1 CRISPR repeat array is annotated in these 644 nt (G+C 45.2%).

The window, feature by feature from the left end:
• Window positions 1-629: direct repeats of the CRISPR family, unit length 37 nt; unit sequence GTTTCAATCCTTCTTGTGATGGATTAGCCTCTGGAAT.
• Between the last annotated feature and the right edge of the window lie 15 nt (window positions 630-644).

Raw genomic sequence — 644 nt, 5'->3', positions numbered from 1 at the left:
GTTTCAATCCTTCTTGTGATGGATTAGCCTCTGGAATGGCAATGGCGGGTATCTTCTATGATTTCGTAACCAAGTCCGTTTCAATCCTTCTTGTGATGGATTAGCCTCTGGAATAAGCCGCTACCGATATGGTAGTGATTACCTTCACCGGTTTCAATCCTTCTTGTGATGGATTAGCCTCTGGAATGGCTGATGGGCTTACTTTGGCAGCAGACTGGTAATGGGTTTCAATCCTTCTTGTGATGGATTAGCCTCTGGAATTCTGGAAACCAGCGGCCTTGCCTTTCTGGAAACCAAGTTTCAATCCTTCTTGTGATGGATTAGCCTCTGGAATGAAGTCCACCTCCCCCGATTCCTCTAAATAGGCTAAGTTTCAATCCTTCTTGTGATGGATTAGCCTCTGGAATTTGAATTGATTCCACCAATTTTCGTTAGCGTCGCAAGTTTCAATCCTTCTTGTGATGGATTAGCCTCTGGAATTGTCAGGGCCGTCGGTAACGGGCAGACATACGGGTGTTTCAATCCTTCTTGTGATGGATTAGCCTCTGGAATATTGTCGCTAGTGCCGCAGGTAGTGGGCAGATGAACGGATGTTTCAATCCTTCTTGTGATGGATTAGCCTCTGGAATTCATCAAGTTCATTT

Source organism: Spirosoma luteum DSM 19990 (assembly GCF_000374065.1).
GTDB classification, from domain to species: domain Bacteria; phylum Bacteroidota; class Bacteroidia; order Cytophagales; family Spirosomataceae; genus Spirosoma; species Spirosoma luteum.
Note: the sequence above shows the minus strand (reverse complement) of the source record. Positions and strands in the feature narration are given on the sequence as shown.